This is a genomic window from Streptomyces sp. NPDC000880, from assembly GCF_053599675.1.
Genome location: NZ_JBSFMS010000001.1, coordinates 108,598 through 131,414, shown reverse-complemented (window position 1 = coordinate 131,414; position 22,817 = coordinate 108,598). Strand labels below are relative to the sequence as shown.

Sequence of the window (22,817 nt, the reverse complement as noted above, 5' to 3'; positions counted from 1 at the left end):
CGGAAGTTCGGCAGTCGGTGAGAAGTCGTGTCGGGTGACGGGGATCAGGTGACCGCGATGATCCCGGCGTCGGTACCGGCCGGGGTGTACTCGGCGAGCCGGGCCCGCAGGCTGTCCTCGCGCTGCGGCTGGTAGAGGTCGTGGAAGGCGCCCATCTCGGCGCCGTCCTCGGCGCCGCGCCGGATCTCCTCGGCGCAGCCCGCGGCCAGTTGTCCGTACGCGGGCGTGCCGTACCGCTCGCTGGTGAACAGCGGCCGGACCAGTGGCGCGTTCTCCTTGCCCACCAGGTCCGGCTGGCAGCGGTGGCGGCGAGGAGTGCGGGAGCCAGGAGGCACGTACGAGAACCGCACACAGCCGATGCCCCGCCGGGCCACGTGCAGCCGCCCGGTGAAGATGCTGTTCCCTGCGATCTCCACGGCGTGGGTGTGGACCTCGCCGATGACGGTGATGCGGTGCGCGTGCAGCACGGCGTGGGCGTGGCGGCAGTCCGGGGCGGACAGAGCCGCCCGGTCGTGGCCGGTGGCGTCCAGGATGCTGTCCCGGATGTGGATGGACAGCGGGTCGTGGTTCACCTCGTCGCCGATCACCTCGATCGTGCCGAGGATGCTGCGGTCGACGGACACGCACGCGGTGGTCCGGTCCAGGACCAGGCTCGGCTCCTCGGGGGAGTGCGGCTCGCACTCGGGCTCCAGCGACCAGCCCGGCACGAGCGTGCAGTGCCGCAGCACGACCGCGCCCACAGGACCGGTGACGTTGAGCCCGCGACCGGTGATCAGCAGACCGTCGAGCACGATCCGCGGGGCATCGCCCTCACCCTCCTCCTGGGCACGGATATTGAGCGCGTCGGGCCTGTTGCTGTACCAGTCGAGGAGCCGGATGACCGGCCGGGTGCCCTCGGCCGCGCGCAACTCCAGGCGGTCGCCCGGGTCCAGATCGAAGTCCAGCTGCTCCTGGTAGGCGCCGCTGTGCGTGATCTCGATGATGCCGTCGGGGCCACAGCGCCCCGACCGCCTCTCGCCCCGCCAGTCGTTGTACGCGTCCATGATCCGCTGGTACGTCTGACCTGGGCCGACCCGGTAGACCGTCGCGGCCGTCGGCGTCTCACGCTCGCGGGGGTACTCGCCGCCGCCCGTGTCGTCCGCGAACGCGTAGTGGTAGGTGACCCACACGCCCTGCCGCGGCGCCGACCGCGACCCGAAGGCGATCCGGCCGAGCGCCGGGTCGACGGCCACCTGCCCGCGCCCCGGGCGGTAGCGCCAGTCCGTCAGATCCGCCACCACAACGTCGGACAGCGGCACCGGCTCGTCCTGCCCGTCGCGCCAGATCGTGAAGCTCTTGCCCGGCCCGTAGTAGTCCGCGAGCCGCTCGGCGAGCTGCCTGCGCCTGATGTACGCGGGCACATTGTCGATCGTCGCGATATGAGTGGTGGACGGCTCCGGCACCGGCTTGGTCACCAGAGGCGTGTCATTGCCCAGAATCGAGAAGGTGTAGAGGTTACGGGCCCGGTCGACGCAGTACGCCGGCGCCTCGGTCACGTGGTACGGCTTCAGCCGCCAGACGAACAGTCCAACCCCCGCCGGGGAGTAGCCGCCCTGCGTGCGCGCCGAGCCCGCCCGCCGCACATTCACCGACTGCGCGACCGCGCCGAACGGCCCGCCCGCCAGATCGAGCACCGCCCCCTCACGTACGTCCACGAGCCTGCCCCGGTCCCGCCGACGCGCGTTGGCTGCCTCAGTGCCCGATCCGTACAGCTTCACCGGCTGCTGGTGGGAGACGAGCCGGGAGAACTCCACGGCCCGCGAAGGCCATCCGGCGATGTCCCCTGCCAGCTCCTCCAGCAGGGCGAGGGTGCCCTTGCGCCGCCGGCCCGCGACCGTGGCGGCCACATCGCGGCGCGGTGCCAGGGCCTCGGCGAGGCGGTTGCGTGAATCGTTCCCGTCCGCGCCCTCAAGGCCCTTCGCCTGCACCCGCGCGTAGCCCGGCAGCGGGGTGTAGCCGACCAGATCGCCGAGATACGGCAGCACCCACTCAGCCGCGGTCTCCACGAACCAGTCCTCGTAACTCTGCTCGACCCCGTCCCGCACCCGGTCGACCTGCTCGGCGATCACCGCGAGCAGGGCGCGCAGCGGCTCCCCGCCCTCGGCGTCCCGCAGGCGGTGCCACTGCGGGAGCAGCTCCGCGAGCCCGTCCGGTTCCCTCGTCATGCGGTGACCTCCGTAAGAATCAGCGTGTCCGCGACATGCGGGGTGAGCAGGGTGAGCTGCGCGGGCCGGATACCGCGGAAGACGAACACCGCCCGGCCCTTCTCGAGCCGCCGGGTATCGGTGATGTCCGGGTTCAGCCGTAGCAGTTCGCCGAGCGGGATGCCGTACCGGGCGGCGATGTGGGTGAGCGTCTGACCGCCATCGGCTGTGACGCGGTGCACGTCCTCGTCGTACTGGGCGAGCCTGGACCCGACCGCCGTACGGGGCTCGGCAAGCTGTTCCCCGAGGTACGTCAGCTCATCGGGCGTGACGGACGCCGGCACTCCGGTGAACACGTCCACGTCCACGTAGTCGACGCCGGGCACCTTGTGGGCAGTCGCCAGCACCTCGGACAGCCGTGCCGGACGGCCCAACTCGCGCCGCCCGCTGCCAAATTCACGCAGCAGCGCCTGCCGCAGCCGCGGCTCGACCACAGTCCAGGTGTGGTCGCGGGCGACCTTCACCTTCGCCGCGAGCAGCAGCAGCACCAGCTCGCGCACGTCGACGCGGACCGGCAGCCGTGAGTCGCCGTACTCGGCCAGCGAGGAACGCAGCGCGCGCAGCACCGCGGAGTCGTCGGCGATCGGGATGTCATCCACCCCGGCGACCGTCACATGCAGCACCCGCCGCCGGCCGTCGAAGATCTCGCGGGCTGCCGCCCGTCCGATGCCGGCTCGCGAGCGTGCGAAGTCCTCGTAGTCCGTGACTGACACGAGCCGGTCGAGCGCGGAGACCGCGAGCGGGATCGTGCGCCGGGTAAGACCCGGACCGTCGGCGTCCGCGCCGCCGCTCGCGGGCTGCGGATTGGTGACGGCGGTGACGCCCAGCGGCCGGGTGATCGCCTGGGTGATGCGGTCGGCGCGCACGTTTGCGGCCTTGCCGGTGCCGAAGCGGTACCGGGCCCGGACGTTCTCCTGCCCGGTGGGCAGCCTCGCGCCGTGCACCCCGTCGCCGAAGGTAACGGTCGTGCGCCCGTCCCCGGCCGTCCCGGACACATAGACCCGGTCGCGCGGCCCACGCCCGGCCAGACTGTCCACCTCGTGCCACAGCAGCCCGTCGACGCGCACCTCCAATGTGGGCGTCGCGCCGAGCGAAGCGAGATGGGGGTACCCCCGGCCGGAGGCTGGGGGAGGATTGTCGGCGGGCAGCCAGGTCAGCGGCGATTGCCAGAGCGTGAACGTCTGGTTGGGCCGGTCGGCGTCACCGCTGCCGATCGGTTCGTCGCGGCTCTCGCCGTGCGTCGCCGGGACCACATTGCCCTGGACGCGGACCGTGTCACGGCGGTAGCGGTAGGCCAGATCCGTCGTGAGCGTCAGCTTCGTATGGACATGGTCACCGGGCAGCCGCGGGTCAAGCTGCTGCTCCACCGCGGCGATCACGGCCAGTTCGGTGCCGCGCACACCGGCCGTGTTCGGGATGTCGGTGCGCTCGCCCGACACCACCAGATGACGGCCGGGCCGCAACCCGTCGTACAGCTCGGCCAGTTCGAGCTCATTGCCGTGCACATCCTCGCCGAGCGGCTCTTCGGCCAGTCGCAGCGCCTCGCCGCCCGCATGCACGGTGGCGTCCCGGATGGTCGAGAGCAGCACGTCGTGCTCGTCCAGCCACGGGTCGGCGAGGGTGAGCTCGGTGCCGCGGCCTGTGATCCCGTAGTTGGTGTACGCGGCGGTGCGTACGGCGGTGACGCGAGTGGTCACGAACGCGAGCTTCTTGTCGCCGGGAATCCCGTCCGGGCCCTCGGCACCCTTGCGGGGACGCTCGATCGCGACCCAGCTGCCGACGGTGATGCCGTCCTGCACGGAGTCCAGCGCCAGGACATGACGGTTCGCCTGCTCCGGCACGGTGGTGATGCCGACCTCGACATTCGCCGGCTCGCTGCCGACTGTGTACCGCACGGTCACCTCGAACCCGCCGTGCGTGACCTGCTTGTGGTCGCCGGGGGCCAGCAGCCAGTTGAGCGGTTCGCCGTTGTGCACGGCCACATGTACCCGCCCGTCGTCGGCGGGCCGGGACACGAACAGGGACCGCTCGGGCAGCCCGGACGTGAACTGGGCGGTTACACCGGGCTCCTGAGAGTCTGCAGGACGCCTGGTCAGCCAGCTCAGATCGTGGTCCTGGCCCACGCGGGTCTGCAGCACGACCCGTCCGGGACCCAGGCCGAAGCTCGTCTCGGCGGGCAGGTTCTCCGACCGCTGAACCGAGGATCCGGTCTCGATGTGCTGGAACTCGGCGCGTACCGGAACGCGGCCCGCCGTGTCGTACACGACCCGCATGGCCGTCAGAGCTGATCCGGAGAGCGGCCAGTCCGTCTGCCGGACGACCCGCCCGCGGTCGTCCTGTACGGGCTTGAGCGGCGCCGTCGCCCCGAACGGAGCGGCGGTCACCCGCATCGCCTGCAGCTCGCGCAGCAGCGCGGGCACGGCCGGGGCGGCCTGCCGCCACGCCGCGTACATCCCGTCCGCGCCCCGCGGGTCGAGCGCGGACAGCAGCTGCGCGCCCAGATCGGAGCCCGCCGCGAAGTACCGGCCCGGATCGTGCGACAGCGTGCGTGCGCCCGACGGCGGCCGCACGACGCGGGTGCGCAACGCCGGAAGTACGGCGCCGAGCGCCACCATGGCAGGAGACTCGGACACGACCGCCGGTGTTTGTGGGCGGGAGGGTTCCAGATCCGCCGCGCGCTCCATCAGCTCGCCGACCACGGCCTCCAACTGCTCGAACCAGCCGGCCACTTCCTCGTACGCGGCGGCGATCGCCTGCGCCTCGGCGAGCCGCTCATGCGGATCGACGAGCCGCCTGGCGAACTGCGTGGGCGTCTTGATTCCGTCCAGATCGGCGCGCAGCGGCGCAAGCACCTGCGTGTCGAAGGCCTCGATGAACCGGCTGACAGGACGCGGATTGGGGTTGTCGGGGGCGGGCTCGCCCTCCTCGACCTCCCGCTCGTCCTCGGTGATCCACTCGCGCAGCTCCGTCACCAGCTCGGTCAGCGACGGCGGCGCGGACTGCGGCAGTCCGATCGCCGTCACATCGTCGTCCCGGTCGATCCGGACCCGTGCGACGGGCAGCAGCAGCCGCTGTCCGGCCGCGTCCTTGTCCGCTCCGAAGACGAAGAGCAGTTTGTCCCCCGTCTGCGGGGACGTACCGGTCCCGGAGACGAAGATCTCGGACTGCTTGCGCAGATCGTCCGGGGTGAGCAGCGCCGGCCGGCGCCGGCGGACCGCCAGCTCGTTCCACGCCCAGCGGGCGACGAGGTCCTCGCTGGTCTCGAAGGCCTGCGACTCCTCGTCGGAGGTGGTGGGCACGCTGTTGCTGCGCGCGCCGCGCGGGATCAGCACCGGTACGTCCTCGGCCCGTGGATCCCGGTCCAGCGTGTACGCGAGATGGGTGTCGGCGGCGATACCGGGCCGCGGCCGGTGCCCCACAAGGCGCCCGAGCAGGGCCAGCGAGCGGTGCTCGTTGGCAGTGCGCAGATAGCCCTCGTCGGCGATGCGCTCGGAGTGGAAGGTGAGCAGGTCGCCGACGACCGCCCAGGAGTCGAGCAGTCCGATCACCGGATCGTCCGGGGTGCGGACGGTCAGCCCGCGCAGCGCCGGATAGGCGGGGGATGCGAGCCGGTCGAGCATGGCCGCCAGGAACGATCCGTACTCTCCCACCCGGTAGTCCAGGGCGGTGCGGCCCGGCGGGTTGTACAGGGCCTCGGGCGCGTGGCGTTCGTCGTGTCCACCGCAGCCGCAACCGCAGGAGCCGCTCATCGGGCACCTCCGCCGAGCTCGATCGACAGCCGGCCGAGCTCCGGCCGGTCGGGGTCGTTGTCGCAACGCGCGATTTCCAGCGGGCCGAGCCGCAGCACGCCTGCCTCCAGTGCGGTGTCGTCTGTGCCGTTGTCGTGTGTGTCGTCGGCGGGGTCCTCGTGAAAGAGCCGGCGAAGCCGGGTCACAGTCACGCTCTCCACGCCTTGGACGGCCGCAGCCACGGCCACCAGACGGCTGAGCCGCACCGGTTCGCCGAAGCTGAGCGCGTCGGGGTGGAAGAAGCCGATCCGTCCGCCGGACAGCCGACGGCTGCCCAGCAGCCGGTACAGCTCGGCGAGGATCTGGCCGTGCTGATGGCCGGGCGCGGCACACACCGTGAGTGCGATGTCCAGCGGCACCGATCTGGCCGGTCCAACCACCAGGTCGTGGCCGATCCGGCGGTAGCTCTCCAGCGCGTACGACACCGAGTCGAGCAGCTCCGGGGAGGGATCCCCCGTGGCCTGTGCGTCGACGGCGACATGCACCTCCTGCACACTGCCGGTCCAGCGGATCTCGGCGGCCGCCCGCTGCACCCCCGGCAGCTTCGACGCCAGCGCCGCGTAGTCGTCGGCGGTGACGGCCCGCAGCCGGGTGCGCTTGAGGTCGAGCGGGGCCAACTGGCGTACCTGCTCGATCGGTTCGGGCTCGGTGCCGCCGACGGCGGGCAGCGGATTGCGCACCCCCGCGACGGGCATCGGGTCCCCGGCGTCCGAAGCCTCCGGATCACGGCACAGGACGAGGTGGTTGATGGCCTCCGCGCCCACGTTGCCGGCTGTGCCGCCGCCGAGCCGGTAGTGCAGCTCAAGCCGGGCGCCCGGCTGCGGACGGGCCCCGTGCCGCCCATCCCCGAACCGCAGCGCGATCCGCCCGTCGTCCTCCAACTCGCCGACGAAGTGCCGCTCGCGCGAACCGGAGTCGAGCAGATCCCGCTTCGGCGTCCAGTGCTCGTCGCCGTCCGCGACCGTCACCGCGGGCAGCGCTGCCCGCGGATCCTGTACGAGGGCGGCGGCAGGCCCCCTCAGCACCGGCTCGTCCGGGTCGAGGCCGGCCGCGTACTTTGGGCCCCAGGTGTGCGTGATCTCCCAGGCGACACTGTCGTCGAGTACCGTGCCCGCCCGGGCCCGGGCACTCAGCACCTGGATCCGGCGCAGCTTCGCGGCCAGCAGCCGTTCGCTGCGGTGCAGCAACTCCCGCAGCGCACGTACCGGATGGCGGCGCAGCTCAAGGCGCTCCAGCACCCGCAGCCCGAACAGCACGGTCAGCTCGGCGATCTCCGCCTCGGTGAGACCGTCGCAGTCGCGGGCGCTGCGCCACAACTCCACCAGCCGCTGCCGGACCCGGCCCGCAATGGCCGCAAGCCGCACGGCCTGCCCGGCCGACACATGGCGCGGCTGAGGGAACGGCACGGACTGGACGACGGGGGAGCGCTGCAGCACCGGGCGGAGGCGCGGGGGGATGCCCGGGTAGACGACCTGCGCCAGCAGCGTCTCAAGCGCCTCGGCCTGGGCGTACGCGGTGCCCGGCACGACCTTCTCGCGTCGCCGGCCCGCGAGTTCCAGACCGAGACCGGCGCGCCCGGTCGCGTCCTCGCCGACGACGCTGAACAGCTCCCGTATCTGATCGGCGGTCAGCAGCTCTCCGCAACGGGTCCGTTCCAGGAGGGAGTTGATCAGATCCGCCGTAGGATTCCCTTCGTCGCGGTCCCAGCAGCCGAAGCCGGACGGATCGCAGGACCCGAGGACAGCCGGCGCGGGCGGCACGGTGACCGTCTCCGGCGCGGAGCCGCGACACGTCAGTGACCGGCCGTGATCGACGAGCGCGACATTGCCGCGCGCCACGCTCACATCCTCCACGGGCCCGCAGTCCGGACCGCCACGTGTCGACAGGCAGACGGGAAAGGCGAGCGCATCCTCCGGCGCCCAGGTGACCTCCAGGACCGGCTGGTCGGTCAGCCGGTCCACGGCCGGGGTGACGGACGTGAGGCGTACGGCCTGTCGGTGTGCCGGGTCGGCGTCGCCCGGCGTGCCGGACCGCGCCCCTCGCACCTCCTCGATCAGCAGCAGATCGCCGGGGGACAGTTCCAGCGTTCTGGCGGCGCACTCCTCGTCCGCCCAGGCGTCCCGCAGCGTCGCCGCGGTGGCCCCCTTGGGTAGCGAGCACACCTCGTCGCCCCAGGTCCAGAAGCGGATGGTGTTGTGCTCGGGGCGCAGCACCAGCGGCTCTTCCCCGACGACCGGCTCGAACACCTCCACCGAGCCACGCTCGTCGAGCACGGCCAGATCCCGGTCGTCGATGACGGTGCCGATCTCGGGCCGGTCGCGCGGCCCGAGCGTACGGACGTCGACCGCGGCGAAGCGGAAGGTGCCGGGCGCCAGCGTCAGCGCCCGTACGGTCTCGACCGCGACGAACGCGCGCGCGTTGACACCGTCGTGCATCGGATAGTCGATGAGCCGTACGTGACGGCGCACCGACACCCGGCGGCGTGCCGTGTCGAGATACGCCTCCGTCGCGACCGCGTCCTGCTGATAGCTGATCCGGTCCGCGGTGTGGGCCAGCAGTTCGACCAGCGTCGTGCCGAGGTCGGCGCCATTGCGTTCGAGCCAGTCCGGGGTGGTCAGCGCCAGCCGGTCCAGGATGAGGCGCCGGATCGTGTCGTAGTCGCGCGCGGTGTAGTCGATGACCGGCGCGGGAGCGTAGGGGGGCGGGCAGTCCGGTTGCTCGTCCTTGCAGTCGAAGGGGGTGGGGCAGTCGGGCCGGAACTCGAACTCGGCCGAGAAGTACCGCTGGTCGAAGCCGGGGAAGGGCTCGGTGCCCGGCCGCCCGTACGGGTCCGTGTCCACGACCGAGAGCCGGTAGCGCGTGGGGGCACCCCCAGCTGTAACTGGGGGAGTGTCCCCGATCCGGCCCAGCGTGACGTACAGCCGGTCGTCGAGCTCCGGATCCTCCTCGCGTTCGACGGACAGCTCCACAGCCTCGATGTCCGTGATCCGGCGGCCGCAGTCGATGCGAATGTTCTCAGGGCACAGCCCGTGGGGCGCCTTGCCCAGGAAAGTGACGGTGAGGGTCAGCCCGTCGTCACCGACCTCGACCGCGTCCACACCGCCGAGCTGCGCCGCCCGTACCTTCGTACGCCTGCCGTCCGTACGGCAGACCAACTCCTTGCTCGTACCGCTCATGCCGGGCCGCTCCCCTCGAACACCTCGTCGCGACGGCTCGCGGTGGAGCGCACCACGTAGCTCAGATACACCCGGACCACGTTCTCCTCGCTCACCACATCCAGGGACTCCACCTCGATCAGCTCGCCCAGCCAGCGCTGCAGCGAGGCCTGCACCGACAGCTCCAGCGCCGAGGCCAGCTCGGGGCTGTTGGGCGTGAAGACCAGATCGAGGAGCCCGCAGCCGAAGTCGGGGCGCATCACGCGCTCGCCGGGGCTGGTGAACAGCAACTGCTCGATGAGGTCGCGCACATGCTCGTCGTAGGCGGCATGCGCGGTGCGTCCCCGCCGGTCGGTGCGGAAGGGGAAGGCGATGTCGCTCCTCGTCGTCCTCATCGGGAGGACACCCCCCGTGTCGAGGCGGCGACGACCGGCGGCCCCTGCGGCACCAGCGCGGCGCTGAAGCAGAGCGCGGATGTGCTGTCCAGCAGCACGGGCGAGCCGTCGACGAGCACGCTGTCGCGGTGCGGCGTCCAGCGGACGGTGGCGCACGGATGCGGTACGCCGTCGATCCTGTGGCGGCAGCCGCTGACGATGAAGACGTCGGCGGCGGTGGGCACTTGGTGGCCGTCGATCCGGACGCCGGACGACTGGGCGGAGGCGGGCACGACCCGGCCGCCGTGCGGGCAACTGATCGCGGACCCGCCGTTCACGAGATTCCCGGACATCACGATTCTCCCCGTTCCATTGGTCCTTGCGCTCATCGCTTCTTGGGCACGATCAGCCGGCCCTCGTTGATGTTGACCTCGTCCCCGATCAGCACGATGGACGCGCCCTTGCCGTTGCCGATGGTCACGCCCTTCTCGTCGATCTGGATGTACGCCCCGCCCTTGGCCTCGAGCAGAATCCCCGTGCCGCCAGGCACATCCGACATCACCAGCTTGTGATCGCCCGGCGTCTGGATCACCACAGGCTGCGAGCCGGGCAGCTCCGCGGCCGCGCGTGGCGGCAGCTCGGAGGCGTCCCCGTACCAACTCCCGGTCCAGATGGGGAAGCTGGGATCCCCCTGCTCGAACTCCAGCCACACGCCCGCGCCGATCTGCGGGACGACGTACTGGCCCGCCTGCCGCCCGGTGAACGGCAGGCAGGGCAGCGCCCAGGTGGAGGCCTCGTCGCCCAGCACGTCCGGGACCTGGGCCGTGATCCGGCCGAGCCTGAGCGGGTCCCTGTTGTCGATCACCCGCCCCCGGAACTTGCCGAGAAACCGGTTGTTCGGTCCTGCAGCCATGCGAAGTTCTCCTGGTCCTTACGTCTTTACGGACGCACTGTCTTGCCGCGGGCGATCAGGCCCTCGCGGGAGAGCGTGAAGTTCTGCTGGTACGAGCCGGGGCGCAGATTGTGGGTGACGGACTTGACGTAGTAGTCGCCGTCGTAGGTCACGCCCGCCCCGCGCACTCCGACCAGCTCGCGCGGCCGCAGCACGTATCCGTGCCGGTTGACGTCGAGCTGACCGGAACCGGAGATCGCGTCGGCGGAGGTCGCGGCGCGGCCCAGGATCTCGGCCTGGGCCTGTTCCAGGGCCTTCTTCGCGGTCCCGGAGAGCGTCTTCCGCTTGAGGGCGGGCGAGGCGCGGCGGCCCAGCGGCGGGCGCAGCGGGCTGATGTCGGGCTGGGGGAGGAGCTGCGTGTCCCGCGTCCGGGGGTCCTGCCAGCGCGCCTGCGGCTCCTCGCTCGCTGTCCCGTCGTACGCGAAAGTCAGCTGGTCGACGGTGGAGTTGACGTCCATGTTGACGTTGAGCGCATGCTGGCGCTCACCGAGGCGCTGCTCGGGTCCCCAGAAGGCCGTGGACCGGCCGGGGCGGGGCCCGGGGTCGAGGTAGAAGGTGTAACCGTTCGCCCTGGCCAGCTCGTTCACGTACTGCAGATCGGTGCCGGTCTGGTAGTCGACGCGCAGCTGCTCGTGGGGTGGCTGGTGCACTTGCTCGCGGAAGATCCGGGGGTCGATGCCGTAGTCGGCGTACTTCTGGAGAATCCGCTCGACGCGCTTCGAAGGAGCCAGATTCGGATACCGGTCGGTGCGCTCCTCCAGGTCCATGAGCAGGGTCAGGTCCTCGCCGGTGACGGTGAGCGTGGTCTGGCCCGGGATATTGCTCGCCCCCACCTCCTGCCGCACGATCAGGCCGTCCAGAACGACCGTGGGGGTCCCCTTGACCGAGGTGATGACGATGACCCGGGTCTTCGGATCGAAGAATCCCTCGGGCAGCAGCCGCTGTGTGATCAGCCCCCGCTTGGTCAGGTCGAAGGCGAGCTGGAACCCGCTGCGTTCACCGGCGGTCATGGTGATCTGCGCGGACAGCAGCGCCTCGGTCACCTCGGCCGGCACCGGGCGGGTGAGCTTGGGCCCCATGCGCAGGGTGAGATGTATGGGCCCGCTCCCGATTGGCTCATCAGCCATGGAATCCACCCGGCAAAGGAATCTCGATCTCCCGCCCCGGCTCGGCGGTCAGCTCGCCCGGGTCGAGAACGGGGTTGGCGTCCGCGATCTGCCACCACTGGCCGGGGTCGCCGAAATAGCGCTGCCCGAGGTGGTCGAGCCGCTCACCGCTGTTCACGGTGTGCGGCGCGGTCTCCTCGGCGGCCTCGCCGAGCGGTGGCAGCAACCGCCGCTTGGTGTAGCGCACTTCGGTGCCGTCGGGCAGGCGGTGCACGCCGATCTCGGCGTCGTGGTACCGGCTGGTGCGGGGGTACGGATGTGCCCCCGGTATCCCGTCCCAGGCGCTCTCGTAGGGCTCGACCATGTGCGTCTACCTCCCCGTCCCGATTCCAGTACCGCTGAGCCCGAGGATCCCGAGCTGCCCGGCGGACGCGGCCCTGGCGAGTTGCTCCTTCTGCGCGAGATGCGCGAGATAGAGCTCGGCCCCGCGGTGGCCGGCGGGCAGATCGCTGACGGTCAGCACCTTCAGCCCGATGCTGAGGCTCGCCCGTATCGGATTGAGATTGATGTCGAATGCAGACTCGTTGACGGAGAGTTCTGTGAGCCGCACCGGCATGACGCGTTTGCTGCCCCAGGTGAAGAGGGTGAGCGGCGTCTCGATCGGACTGATCTCGATGGTTCCCTTCTGCGACAGACGCGAGGCTTCCCGGAGCTGAGCGGTGGTGGGCTGCACGAGCATCTCCAGCACGGCGAGCTGCGGATGAATCCCGTCGGGAGCCGCGACGTCGAGCTGATCGGTCGCATCGATCTCAGCGGTGAACTTCCACGTCTCCTGCGCGGGGCCCTTGAGCCGGAGGGCCTCGTTTCTGTCCCCTCCACTGCCTCCGCCGCCGGCATCACCGCCTCCACCGGCGGACTGGGGGGCGACGGAGCGTTCGAGGGTGTCGGGGTTGAACTGGAGGACGATGATGCGCTGGGGGGTGCCGCGTTCGGGGTCGACGATGACGATGCCGGAGCGGATGGGCTTGGGGATGTCGGCATAGCGAGTCAATTTGCCTTCACCTTCTTTGAATTCGTTTGGTCCCGGATTCTGCCTTCGCTACCTGAGGCGCTCGGCCAAGCGCGTGCGCAGAGATTCGTAGTCGTGGCCGGGGAAGAGCGCAGGGAAGACCTTGATCATGTCCGCCAACCGTCTGCCAACGGCTTCGAAGTCATCGCTCCGGAGTGACACGTCCGTGAACAGGTACTGCCAGCCGAAGGTGCCCTTTGTTACACGGAGGACCTCCAGGTATCCGCGGTAGTCGATGTCCATCTTCCAGGCGCCACGCGGTCCGTGATCGAACCAGATCTCGGGGTTGTCCACCCCGGGCTGAATGCGGAGTGCGGCGAGGGTGCCCACGCCACTGTCCGGGGTTCCGTCGATCGCGCGCAATTCGGACAGAAGTTGAAGGTCGTCAGCCGATGGGTTCACCCACCCCAGCTCAGGTGGGGGCTCTTCAAGTTCCCGCTGAAGGCTCGCAATAGAGAACTCTCCGGACACATGAGGGTATTGCTCAGTGGTTTCCCAGGAACTGCCGAGCCTGGTGAACCGTAGGTAGCACTGGCTGAGCATCGGATCCAGGTTGACCCCGTAGTCCTCGGCGATTTCGCTGGCTGCCGTGCGAGCATCCGCGAGAAGCTCGTCGATTGGCTCTTCGAGGTCGCTGTAGACATGGATCGCCGGAGAATTTTTCAACTCTTCGAGGACTTCGAGCCAGAGGCTCTCGTAAGGGGTCAGGATGGTCATGCTCTGTCCATTTTCCTTGCGGGTGGTGGCAGCTCAACGCCGGAACTTGATCTTCTTCGCTGCAAGTATCACCAGATCGATCGCCTCTTCGCGTTCCCTTCGATTTGGAGCGGTCCCGGTGCCGCCGGAGTTGAGATCCTCTCCGTTTTCGAGTGCCTTTACCAAGTCGTTGAGATTCTTGATGTGCCTGGTATTGGCGATTCTCGCGATGGCCTGTGCGAAGTGGTCGGAGACGCCTGTTGCCTGACTAATCTCACCCGCACTGGCTTCGTTGACATTGACCTTTACCGGCCGGCCCGACGTGTTCAGGTCGGCTGCGGTCGGTGGGGGGAATGAACCGGGCCATCGGCCCTTGCCGCCGTCTCGTTCCCAACGGCCGCTCTTGATCTCGTAGCTGCCCCAACTCACCTTGACGGCGCTCGGGAAGCCTGGATGGCCGGAGTGGTAAGTAATGTTCACGTCATACCAGACCATCCTCTCCAGGTTTGCCGGGAGCTTGTGTCTGCCGAGCGTTGTTCCGTTGTCTCCGGTCTTCCCGACCGCGAGCGCTGCGGGGTGCTCGACCTCGTTCGCCGCATCGTTGTTCTGAAGCTTCCGCGCTGGCACCAGGTTCGAGGTTGATGCATGTCCGCCGAGCCGTGCCGGCAGCATGTGCATGCGCACCCAATTTGTCCGCCGGGCCTGCAAGGACAGCGTGTCCCAACCCTCTGGGGAAACTTTGTTGCGCTCTCCCATCTCGGTGCCTTTGGGTGTCCTCTTCTTGATGTACGAGGCCTTGAAGTCGGCTGCCAGCGGCCCATCTGCGAACGGGGGCAGAACGGTCGGCGGCAACGGCGGTATCTCATGGGCCGAATGCCGGGCTTCGAGCAGTTCGGCCAGATACTGCATATGTTCCTTGAGTTCATGGATCTTCAGGTTGAACGCTGGATCCGCTGAACTTCCGACATGGACTGGGGTTCCGTAGCGTCGTGTGTGCGGGCGGTATCGATCCTCCCGGGAGGAGTTCGGGAGGCCGTCCTGCACCTCTTCCACCTTTGCGTACTGTTCCTTGGCCTTCTTGAGCGCATGCTCCTGATCGGCCCAGCGTTCCGGATCAGTCTCCTTCAGCAGGTCGTTCTCCCTGCTCCAGTAGCTGAAGAAGCTCCTCATGGCCTGCGGGGTGCTCCGTACGGTTAGGGACGCGCTCGTGCCCTTGCCGTTGAAGAGCAGCGTGTGCATCTCCCCGTCCTCAGTCCGGAATCGCACCCGTGGCAGGTCGTAGTCCCTCTGGCCTTCGGGCTCGCGCTGCCGTTCCCGCTGCCTGTCGCGGTTGCGCCGCATGCGGTCGAGCCGGCGCCTCCACTGGTCCCTCAGGCGGCGTATGCGGTTGTTCAGCTTGCGGCCGAGTTTGCGGCCCTTGCCGAAGAGTCGACGGACCGCACGGCGGGCCCTGTTGAGGGCCGACTTGACGGTCTGGCGGGCGCGGCGCACTTTGCTGCGCGTGCGGGACTCGGGGCGGCGCCTCTTCGTGGTGTCGTCGGTCTGCCGGCGGCGGTCGTCCCTGTCCCGCTCCCTGTCCGGGCGGCGTTTGTCGTCGGGCCTCCGCTTGTCGGGACGGTCGGTGTCGGGGCGCCGCTTCCTCGGGCGCAGCGTGTCCCGCGCCGGGCCACGACGCTTGTCGGGGCCGCTCTTGCCGTCGTCGTCGCGCAGCTTCCGCTTCGCGTCCTGCGTCCGGCGCCGGGCCGCGTTGACCTCGCGGCCGTCCTCGCGGCGCTCGTCGTCGTCGCGCTTCTTCTTCGGCTTGGGAGCATGCGCCGGGCGCGGCTTCTTCTCCGGCGAAGGGCGCTTTCCGGGACGGGGCCCCGGCTTGGGGCGGGAGGACTTGTCCGGGGAAGGCTTCCTGGGGGCCGGGCGCTCACCGGGCTTGTCGGTCGGGGCCGGTTTGCCGGTGGTCCCCGGCTTGTCGTCCCCGGGCTTGCCCGGAGCATCGGGCTGGTCCGGCTTGTTCTTCTTCTTGCGCAGGTTCTTGAGCATGTCGCCGAGGCGGCGGGACACCCCGCTCATGAACCTGCCGATGCCTTCGATCAGGAACTCGTAGATCAGCTCCAGCAGGGCCACGACCCCTGCCGCGACAGCCTTGGCGAAGGGCCGCGCTCCACTGCCGCTCTTGACCGACTTCAGGAAGTCCATGAAGAGCCCGAAGGCGGCAAGGATTTCGCTCAGCGCTCCCCATGCCGTCTTCAGGGCGTCGATGACGGCCATGACCCACCCGGCACCCGGGATCAGCTTGGCGACGACCTTCTCGACGACCATCACGCCGATGATGACCGGCAGTTGGGGGAGCGCCTCCTCCCAGGCCATCCGGCCCATTTCGTCGACGCTGACGCCGCCCTCGATCAGCTCCTGGAACTCCTCCATCGGTATGCCGACGATCTCCTGGACCTTCTGGTTGAACCAGGCCCTGACCGCGGTCTTGATCTCGTCGAAGAGGTACTCCTTGGAGCCCGTCTCGGCAGCGCTCCCCGCCTTGCTGATCCAGTCGCCGGGATCGGAGACGATGTCGTTGAAGATGGCGGCCCACTCGCCGAGCCCCTCGACCACGGCGGCACCGAACTCCAGGGCACCGACCGTTGCGGTCTCGGCGACCTCGACGGCGGCAAGCAACCCGCCCTCCAGCAGGTCCAGCCCCGCGAGAAGGGCGCCACACAACCCGTCGATCAGCTTCCCGGCGACCTCCTTGAGCGCGTCCGCTGCCTCGTTCACCTTCTGCACGGCCCAGTCGCGAGCGCCGTTGATGGTGTTGCGCCATTTGTCGCGCATCGCCGGGTAGTCGGCGAGCAGTTCGTCACCGAGGGCGATCAGGGCGTCGGCGAAGTCGTTGATCTGCTTGATGACCCAGTTGCGCGCGTCGTCGATGAGCTTGAAGACCTGCTGCTTGAAGTCCTCTATGAGGTCGGTGACGGCCTTCCGCGCCCGCTCGAAGACACTCTTGATCGCGTTCTTGAGGTCCTCGAACCACTGCTTGAGCCGCTCGATGGCCTCCTCGAGCCAGTTGTCGGCGTCCTTCTTGCCGTCTTCCTGTTTCTTCTCCGCCTCCTGCTCGGCTCCGGTCTGCTCGTCCTCGATCTTCTTGTTGTCGTCCTCGGTGCGCTTGTCGACGTCCTTGTCGGTCTCCTCCTCCTTGTCGGTGATGTCCTTGCGGACCTTCTCGTACTTCTTGCCTTTCTTGCCGTCGATGTCGGCGGCCTTGTCGTCCTGCTCCTTCCGCCACTTGTCGCGGGAGTCGGAGATCGCGGACTGGCCCTTGTCGCGCTCGTCGGCCTGCTTCCTGCTGCTGGCGGAGACTTCCCGCTGCAGGTCCTTGTCGTGCCTCTGCTTGTCGTCCTTCGCCTTCTCGTCCTTGGCCTGGCGCTCCTGCGTCATCTTCTGCCGGCCGTCGGCGAAGCCCGCCTGTATCTGCGGGCCGCGGTCGTGCTCGGCCACGGCGGAGGCGGACTCGATCGGCACGCCGCTGCCGAACGCCTTGCCCGCCCCACCCTTCCCGGCCTTCCCACCGCCGGGAACCTTGCCGGTCAGCGTCTCCCGGGGGACGTCCGGATAGATCTGGTCCTCGCCCATCGGCCGGGCGGCGTCCGCACGGCCGGACTGGTGCAGTTCGCTCTTCCGTTCGTCGAGCTTCTGCCCCTGCTCGTCCGTACGCTGCGGGTCGGAGTCGTCCTGGAGCGGCAACCCGGGGGCATCGCCCACCCGCGCACCCTGCAGACCTTCGTCCTTGGTGGGTATCTGCAGGATCGAGTCGATCAGATCGTCGAGCGGGAGGAGCTCCTTGAGGAGCTTCCCCAGCAGCTGGGCGCCGATCGTCACGGCGATGTCCCACCAACTGGGCTCGTCCATGTTGGCGCCGGGAAGCTCACCTTCCGGCTTCTGCTCGCCGGTGATCTCGGGCGTCTTGCCCTGGGCCGCGTCCGTGCGGGAGACCTTGGCGTTGGTGTAGGTCCCGGGAGCCGCGGCCCTCGGGCCGCCCGGCACCGTCTTCGGGGAGCCGGACGGTCGTTCCGTCTTCGGCGGTCCCTTGCGCAGCGCCGTCCGCTCCTTGTCGACCGAGCGGCCCACCGCCCCGTTGACGCCCTGGAGCGTCTCCAGAGCCTGGTGCGGCTTGAGCGTTGACGCCGTGGCCAGCCCCGACTCGGGGGTGGCCTTCGAGACATCAGGGGCCGGCGCTTCCTTCTTGGGCTTCGCCGGACCTGAAGAGGCGCCGCCGCGACGGCCGCCTCGCACGGGTGCCGGAGCCGAAGCCGTACGGCCGCCGCCTCCGCCGCCTCCGCCGCGTCGTGCGGACTTGGCCGCCTTACGGGCCGCCTGCCGCTTGGGCGCCGCCGCTTTCGGACGCGGCGCAGACTTCGCCGCCGCGGGCTCGTCGGCCGCGGGGGAGTTGTCCTTGGCCTGCGGCGCGGCAGACATGGCGGTGGGCCCGTTGCCCGGGGCGAGTTTCGGCCCGCGGGACGGCCCCGCCGTGGACACCTTCTCCGGACCGATCTCGGGGCCTGGCGTGGTCGCGGGCCCCTTGCCCTCGCTGACGCCCTTCGCCTCGGGGGCGTCGACGGACGCAGGGTCCTCCTCGGCCTTCCCGCCCCCGCCCGGCGCCGTGCCGCCGTCTGTCGTGTCCGAGTCCTTGCCGGTGGCCGATCCGGATTCCGTGCCCGGTGCGATGTCTGTTTGCGTGCCGGACTGCCCGCCGGACGGGCCGGCCGGCTTGCGGTCCGTGTCCCCGGCGCCGCTTGAGCGGCCGGCCGCGCTCGAACCACCGGCGGAGCCCGAAGCCGAGGGCCCCGAGGACGTACTGGCCGATTGACGACGGCCGTCCTCGTCGGCCTTTGCCAGCTGCCCCGGCGGGGCGGTCTCGCCACCGGCCCCGGGGACGGGCGCGCCCGTAGCGTCATCGGCAGTACGGGCCGCCTCGTCCCGCCGCTTCGCCTGGGCGTCGTCGCGGCGTTCGTCGGCCTGCTCCTTCTCCCGCTCGGCGTCGAAGCGATCCGTCGGGTCCGGGCTCTGCGGGCCAGAGCCGTCGGAGGACGTGCTGCCCTCCGCCCCGGCCGTATCCGGGTCGGGGCCGATCTCCTGCTCGAGGGACTCGTCGGGCTGGAGCTCCTGGAGCAACCGATTTTCGGCGTCGTCCTGTTCGGAGGAGGATGCGCCTGCGGCATCGGCGTCCGTCGGCCCTGCCGAAGCGGCTGACTGCTCCTGGCCGGTCGCGGACGACACTCCGGGAACGCTCTCAGCCAGGCGCTCGGCCCGCGACTTCGAGGGATCCCCATTCCGGGCTGCCGTAGTGGCTGCCTCAAGGCTGGCTTCGGGCAGGGTGTCTTCCGAGTTTCCCGCGCCGTCCTTCTCGTCTTCTTCGTCCCCCTCGTCGTCCTCATCCAGGTCCGCCAACTCCGCTTCGAGCCCCAACGGCTCGTCGTCGGCGTCCTCTTCGTTCTCCGGATCGCCTACGTTGCGCCTGACGTCGCGGTCGCCGGTCCGGTCCTTCTCGCCCGGCTCCGCCGCGCTCCTGTCCAGGGCCCCGGCAGCGGCGGCACCACTCTGGTCGGCGGCCGCTTCCTCCCGCTCGTCGCCGGCGCTCTGCGGCTCCTGCTCCCCAGCGGGTTCTTCAGCCTGCTCCGGGGCGTCCTCCTCCTGGCCGCCGGCCGCGCTGCCCTTGTCCTCCTGCGCCGCCTGTTGGGAAGACTCGCTGTCCCGCTGCTTCTCCTCGGACCGCCCCTGTTGCCGTGCCGCGGCCTCTTCCCGGTCCTGGTTCGCCGACTGTCCGGCTGCCGCCGACACGTCCTGGGAGGAGAGGGTCCTGCCCGCCCCTCCGGAGGCGGCCTGCCCGCCACGCTGAGTGGCGCCCCCGTCGCCGGTGTTCCCTTCGTCCTTCCGCGCCTGCTCGCGCTCCTGCCGGTCGTCGCTCGCCTTCTTGGCCTCCGGGCGCTTGTCGCGCTCGTCGGCCGCCTCCCGTGCGCGCTCCTGCTCAATGCCCTCTGTCGCATCGGGGATCGCTTCGGGCGCCGCAGCCGCGTTGAATGGCAGCGGTCCCTGCTCCGCCTCCTCGACCAGATCCAGCAGCCTGTCGAGGGCGGGCGTGGGCAGCTGGACCTCCAGCCGGTCCAGCACGATCTCCTGCACCTCCGGCGCCAGCTGCGCCAGCTGCATGCGGACGCGCCTGGAGCGGTCCTCAGGGTCGCCGCGCAGCGAGCGCAGGACGCCGTTGGCCAGCCGGTCCACCAGCGTCGCCGGGTCCAGCTGCTCCATACGGTTCCGGTCGGCGTCGACCGTTGCGTAGCGCAGCCAGCCTGGCGTGGCCTGGTCCGGCTCCACCTCCGCCGCAGGTTCTCCGTCCCGTACGAGAGCCTGCGCCGCCGACTCCGCCTCGCGCTCCATCGCCTGCTGCGGCAGGCTCACCGCACCCAGGTCGCGGCCCGCGCGCAACGCGCCCAGACCGTCCGGGTTCTGCACGGTGTGCAGCAACTCATGGGCCAGCAGCCGCTGCCCGTCCGACGTACCCGGCCGGTAGGCGCCCTCGCGGAAGAAGATGTCCTGGCCGACCGCCACCGCGTCGGCGCCCAGCAGCTCCGTCAGCGTGCCCGCGTCCCGGTCGGTGTGCAGCCGCACCCGGCTGAAGTCGTGGCCGAGCTGCTCCTCCAGCTCCCGCCGTACGCTCAGGTCCAGCGGCTGCCCGGCGCCGCTGACGATGTTCTTCGGCTCCGGGGTACGGGACTTGGCCCGCTCCTTGCGCTTGCGTCGCCGTTCGGCGGCCTGGGCCGCCTGCGTGTCCTGGGTATGTGACGTACTCATCGCGACTCACCCCGCCCCGAAAGACCCGCGTGCACCGCACGCGCCAGCGCCTCGCCGAGCCGTCCCGGCGACGTTGTCGCGGGCAGGGGCGGCAGCCCGGACAGCGCGTCAAGGGCCTGCCCGCCGTCCGCGGCCAGCGGCACGCCACGCTCCCGTACGAGCCGGGAAAGCTCGGCCTGGAAGGCGGCCGACACCCGGTCGGGGTCGAGCCGTTCGAAACCGTCGAGCACCAGCTCGCCGATGTCCACGCGTACCGTGCGCTCCGCAAGGCGCGGAGCCTCGTTCAGACCCATCCGTGGACCTCCGAGGGCGTCAAGGAGCGGTCCAGCTTGAGGTATTCGGTACGCGCCGCCTCCAGCATGTGACGCATCTGGAGCCGGTCGCCCTCCTCCGCCGCGAGGAAGGCGCCCGACAGCGCGATATTGCGGATGGAGCCGCCCGCCACTGTCAGCCGGGCCAGCAGCTCCGGATCGACGCCCTTCATCGGGGCCCGCGCGGGCAGCACCCGCCGCCAGATCTCGGCGCGTTCGCTCTCGCCGGGGAAGGGGAAGTCGACGACGAAGCGGATACGGCGCATGAACGCGGTGTCCAGCGCCTGCTTCATATTGGTCGTGAGGATCGCGAGGCCCCGGTACGCCTCCATGCGCATCAGCAGATAGCTGACTTCGAGGTTGGCGTACCGGTCATGGCTGTCCTTGACCTCGCTGCGCTTGCCGAAGAGGGCGTCCGCCTCGTCGAACAGCAGCAGCGCGCCGCCGCGTTCGGCCGCGTCGAAGACCTTGCGGAGGTTCTTCTCGGTCTCGCCGATGTATTTGCTGACCACCTGCGAGAGATCGATGACGAACAGATCCAGGCCCAGCTCCTTCGCCATCACCTCGGCGGCGAGCGTCTTGCCGGTGCCGGAGCCGCCCGCGAAGAGCGCCGTGACGCCGAGGCCGCGGCGCAGCGTCGCGGCGAAGCCCCACTCCTGGTAGACGGTGGAGCGCTGACGCACATGCGCGACGATCTCGCGCAGAATCCGCAACTGCCGCTCCGCCAGCACCAGATCGCCCCACGCCGCCTGCGGCTCGATCCGCCGGCCCAGCTCGTCCATGCCCATCCGGGCCTCGGTGAGCCCGGCCCGCCAGGCGAGCCCGGTGGCGTCCAGCTCGTCCTCATCGGGCAGATCCCGTACGACAGTCGCTCCGGCGGACCGGATCAGATGCGGGGGCAGCGAGAACTGCTCGACGAGATCCTTCAGGTCCTCCTCCGACACCTCCGGTACGGCCTGGAACGCGTCGGCCCACACCCCCAGCTGCTCCTCGGTGTCCAGCGCGGGCACGGTCACGCGCTCGCCGCGCGGGCGGGCGGTCTGCCGCGGATCGGCGCTGGAGACGACGAGCGGGACGGCCGCGCTCTCGATGAACGCGTCGGTGTCCGCGGCCTGTTCGCGGTCGAGCTCGCCGACCTCCACGAGCAGGGCCGCGGGCAGCAGGATCGCCTCCCGCTGCCACAGACGCGCGAGCCGGTCGCGCTCGACAGGGTCGGTGGGCATGTCGTCGGCGGCCATCGCGTACAGGCCCAGTCCGCAGCGGCGGGCGGCCGCGGAGGCGATGTCGGTACGGGTCCGCAGATCGCAGCCGACCAGCTCGACGCGCAGCGGGGCGTGCGGGCCCGCCCCCGCCCAGCTCGCGGCGACCCGGCTCGCCGCGAGGTCGTACGAGGGGGGCAGGGACTCCGGTACGGGCGTACGGCGCAGCAGCCCGTGCAGCCGGGAGTCCAGATAGGGCGAGCCGACCAGGAAGTGCAGGATGCGCTCGTCGAGCCGCAGCCGGGAGGTGGTCAGCCGGGTCTCGTCGTCCAGCTCGACGAGCCGCCAGCGGCGCAGCGGGGCGACGGGGGTGAGGGCGCTCCAGTGCGGTCCGCCGAGCGCGGCGAGGGCCAGTGAGAAGGTCGGGTACGCACGCTCCGGATCCCCGCAGGCGGCTGCGCACCGGCCCCCGGTGGTGGGGTCGAGCTCGGCGGCTGCGGCGAGCAGGATCACGTCACGCTCGAAGGGGCTCAGCCCGAAGCAGGCGACGAGCGCGTCGAGGCTGGCCGGCCCGCGGACGGCGGTGAGCTCGGGGGTCCCTGGGGCGGCTGAGAGGCGGTTCTGGGATGACGGTTCGTCCCCGTCCGCCGCGGTGGGGGTGCTGCCTTCGGCACCGAGGTCGCTCCGCCGCAGGGACGCCGCGGCGCTCGCATCGGCGTCCTGCCGCGCGGGCCCCTGGGCGTTGGCATCGGCACGGTGCTCACCGGGGTCTGGAGCGGCCGTGCCTGCGCGGCTGTTGCCCGCGGTGGCGTTCCCGTCCTGCCGCGCGGGCCCGGCCGCACCCGTCGCGGCGGTGTGCTCACCGGCTCCGGGAACGGCACCGCCGGCGCGTGCGGCCGCGGCGTGCGGCTGATCCGTGTCGCCCCGCTCGGGTACAGGCCGTCCATGCGCCCGAGCCGCATGGGCGTCCACGCGGGCGAGCACGGATCGTACGGCCGCGAACAGCGCCCGCCCGTCCGCACCGGCGTTCGCAGACCCATCAGTCGACTCGTACGTCCCCATACCCTCACCCGCCCCCGTGTCGCGCACC

At 70.5% G+C, this 22,817-nt stretch carries 13 protein-coding genes; all 13 read right to left on the bottom strand.

Features of this window, described 5'->3' with window-relative positions:
- Positions 1–44: 44 nt before the first annotated feature.
- The 13 genes from ACWDO5_RS00435 to ACWDO5_RS00375 are packed head-to-tail and all read right to left on the bottom strand — an operon-like array spanning position 45 to position 22,816.
- Positions 45–2,204, bottom strand: coding sequence for a hypothetical protein (locus ACWDO5_RS00435; RefSeq protein ID WP_450527096.1), 2,160 nt, complete (start codon positions 2,202–2,204; stop codon positions 45–47).
- Positions 2,201–5,992 carry a putative baseplate assembly protein gene (locus tag ACWDO5_RS00430; protein WP_450527095.1) on the bottom strand — a complete coding sequence of 1,264 codons (3,792 nt, stop codon included), beginning with the start codon at positions 5,990–5,992 and terminating at the stop codon, positions 2,201–2,203. The genes ACWDO5_RS00435 and ACWDO5_RS00430 overlap by 4 nt, the downstream gene beginning before the upstream one ends.
- Entirely contained in the window at positions 5,989–9,207 is a 3,219-nt protein-coding gene (locus ACWDO5_RS00425; protein WP_450527093.1) for a putative baseplate assembly protein, read from the bottom strand. Before ACWDO5_RS00425 ends, ACWDO5_RS00430 begins: the two co-directional genes overlap by 4 nt.
- Positions 9,204–9,581: a GPW/gp25 family protein gene (locus tag ACWDO5_RS00420; protein ID WP_450527091.1), complete on the bottom strand. Its 378-nt coding sequence runs from the start codon at positions 9,579–9,581 to the stop codon at positions 9,204–9,206. The genes ACWDO5_RS00425 and ACWDO5_RS00420 overlap by 4 nt, the downstream gene beginning before the upstream one ends.
- Positions 9,578–9,913 carry a hypothetical protein gene (locus tag ACWDO5_RS00415; protein WP_450527090.1) on the bottom strand — a complete coding sequence of 112 codons (336 nt, stop codon included), beginning with the start codon at positions 9,911–9,913 and terminating at the stop codon, positions 9,578–9,580. The genes ACWDO5_RS00420 and ACWDO5_RS00415 overlap by 4 nt, the downstream gene beginning before the upstream one ends.
- A 32-nt stretch (positions 9,914–9,945) precedes the next feature.
- A complete protein-coding gene (locus ACWDO5_RS00410) occupies positions 9,946–10,473 on the bottom strand; it encodes a phage baseplate assembly protein V (protein ID WP_450527089.1) in 528 nt (175 codons plus the stop codon).
- A 26-nt stretch (positions 10,474–10,499) separates the two neighbouring features.
- Complete coding sequence (locus tag ACWDO5_RS00405; protein ID WP_450527088.1) at positions 10,500–11,639, bottom strand: hypothetical protein; 1,140 nt, start codon at positions 11,637–11,639, stop codon at positions 10,500–10,502.
- Positions 11,632–11,982: a LysM peptidoglycan-binding domain-containing protein gene (locus ACWDO5_RS00400; protein WP_450527087.1), complete on the bottom strand. Its 351-nt coding sequence runs from the start codon at positions 11,980–11,982 to the stop codon at positions 11,632–11,634. The genes ACWDO5_RS00405 and ACWDO5_RS00400 overlap by 8 nt, the downstream gene beginning before the upstream one ends.
- Before the next feature lie 6 nt (positions 11,983–11,988).
- The gene (locus ACWDO5_RS00395) at positions 11,989–12,669 is read right to left on the bottom strand and encodes a hypothetical protein (protein WP_450527086.1); all 681 of its coding nucleotides are present in this window, start codon (positions 12,667–12,669) and stop codon (positions 11,989–11,991) included.
- A gap of 48 nt (positions 12,670–12,717) precedes the next feature.
- Entirely contained in the window at positions 12,718–13,404 is a 687-nt protein-coding gene (locus ACWDO5_RS00390) for a hypothetical protein (RefSeq protein ID WP_450527084.1), read from the bottom strand.
- A gap of 33 nt (positions 13,405–13,437) precedes the next feature.
- Positions 13,438–20,217, bottom strand: a complete 6,780-nt coding sequence (locus tag ACWDO5_RS00385; protein ID WP_450527082.1) for an eCIS core domain-containing protein — start codon at positions 20,215–20,217, stop codon at positions 13,438–13,440.
- Positions 20,214–20,510 carry a hypothetical protein gene (locus tag ACWDO5_RS00380; RefSeq protein WP_450527081.1) on the bottom strand — a complete coding sequence of 99 codons (297 nt, stop codon included), beginning with the start codon at positions 20,508–20,510 and terminating at the stop codon, positions 20,214–20,216. Before ACWDO5_RS00380 ends, ACWDO5_RS00385 begins: the two co-directional genes overlap by 4 nt.
- Positions 20,501–22,816, bottom strand: a complete 2,316-nt coding sequence (locus ACWDO5_RS00375) for an ATP-binding protein (RefSeq protein ID WP_450527080.1) — start codon at positions 22,814–22,816, stop codon at positions 20,501–20,503. The genes ACWDO5_RS00380 and ACWDO5_RS00375 overlap by 10 nt, the downstream gene beginning before the upstream one ends.
- Position 22,817: the final 1 nt, after the last annotated feature.

What these genes read in the sequence shown, in the direction of transcription:
- ACWDO5_RS00435 (WP_450527096.1), bottom strand. Translation starts at nt 2,204, where the DNA reads ATGACGAGGGAACCGGACGGGCTCGCGGAGCTGCTCCCGCAGTGGCAC.
- ACWDO5_RS00430 (WP_450527095.1), bottom strand. Translation starts at nt 5,992, where the DNA reads ATGAGCGGCTCCTGCGGTTGCGGCTGCGGTGGACACGACGAACGCCAC.
- ACWDO5_RS00425 (WP_450527093.1), bottom strand. Translation starts at nt 9,207, where the DNA reads ATGAGCGGTACGAGCAAGGAGTTGGTCTGCCGTACGGACGGCAGGCGT.
- ACWDO5_RS00420 (WP_450527091.1), bottom strand. Translation starts at nt 9,581, where the DNA reads ATGAGGACGACGAGGAGCGACATCGCCTTCCCCTTCCGCACCGACCGG.
- ACWDO5_RS00415 (WP_450527090.1), bottom strand. Translation starts at nt 9,913, where the DNA reads ATGTCCGGGAATCTCGTGAACGGCGGGTCCGCGATCAGTTGCCCGCAC.
- ACWDO5_RS00410 (WP_450527089.1), bottom strand. Translation starts at nt 10,473, where the DNA reads ATGGCTGCAGGACCGAACAACCGGTTTCTCGGCAAGTTCCGGGGGCGG.
- ACWDO5_RS00405 (WP_450527088.1), bottom strand. Translation starts at nt 11,639, where the DNA reads ATGGCTGATGAGCCAATCGGGAGCGGGCCCATACATCTCACCCTGCGC.
- ACWDO5_RS00400 (WP_450527087.1), bottom strand. Translation starts at nt 11,982, where the DNA reads ATGGTCGAGCCCTACGAGAGCGCCTGGGACGGGATACCGGGGGCACAT.
- ACWDO5_RS00390 (WP_450527084.1), bottom strand. Translation starts at nt 13,404, where the DNA reads ATGACCATCCTGACCCCTTACGAGAGCCTCTGGCTCGAAGTCCTCGAA.
- ACWDO5_RS00385 (WP_450527082.1), bottom strand. Translation starts at nt 20,217, where the DNA reads ATGAGTACGTCACATACCCAGGACACGCAGGCGGCCCAGGCCGCCGAA.
- ACWDO5_RS00380 (WP_450527081.1), bottom strand. Translation starts at nt 20,510, where the DNA reads ATGGGTCTGAACGAGGCTCCGCGCCTTGCGGAGCGCACGGTACGCGTG.